Raw genomic sequence first — 717 nt, forward strand, 5'->3', positions numbered from 1 at the left:
CAGCCGCGTGGGGAAAGCCCCGAGAACCTGAAGTTCATGGAAATCATCGATCGTCAGTTCCTCGAGACGCCATGGTATGGCTCACGCCAGATGGTCCGGCACTTGGCTCGCGAGGGACATAAATGCGGCCGACATCGTGTGCGGCGGCTGATGCAGCTCATGCGGTTGGTGCCTATCTACCAGGAACCGAAGACCAGCAAGAAGCACCCGGAGCACAAGATATATCCATATCTTCTGAAGGACTTACCCATCCCCCGACCTAACCAGGTCTGGTGTGCTGACATCAGCTACATCCCGATRCGCCGGGGGTTTCTCTATCTCRTGGCCATCATGGATTGGCACAGCCGGAAGGTGCTGAGCTGGCGGCTCTCGAACAGTTCGGCATGAGGCCGCCATAGGTCTGAGGACTATGCCGGACGGACGCGGGGTTCTGCGTCGAGGCTTTGAAAGAARCGCTGGCTCGATACAGCACCCCCGAGATTTTCAACACCGATCAAGGATCCCAATTCACCAGCACCGACTTCACCGACGTGCTGCGCGACGCAAAGATCAAAATCTCGATGGATGGCCGGGGCCGCTGGATCGACAACCGGATGATCGAGCGGCTCTGGCGATCCCTCAAATACGAATGCGTCTACTTGAACGCCTTCGAAACAGGTTCCGAAGCCCGGGACGGGATCGGTGACTGGATCAGCTACTACAACAAAAGACGCCCGC

At 57.7% G+C, this 717-nt stretch carries 1 pseudogene; it reads left to right on the forward strand.

Annotated features, from left to right (window positions below):
* Window positions 1-717 (forward strand): annotated as a pseudogene (locus tag FEV53_RS20500) (IS3 family transposase); the annotation flags it as partial.

The organism is Palleronia caenipelagi (assembly GCF_007004065.1).
In the GTDB taxonomy this organism is placed as follows: Bacteria; Pseudomonadota; Alphaproteobacteria; order Rhodobacterales; family Rhodobacteraceae; genus Palleronia; species Palleronia caenipelagi.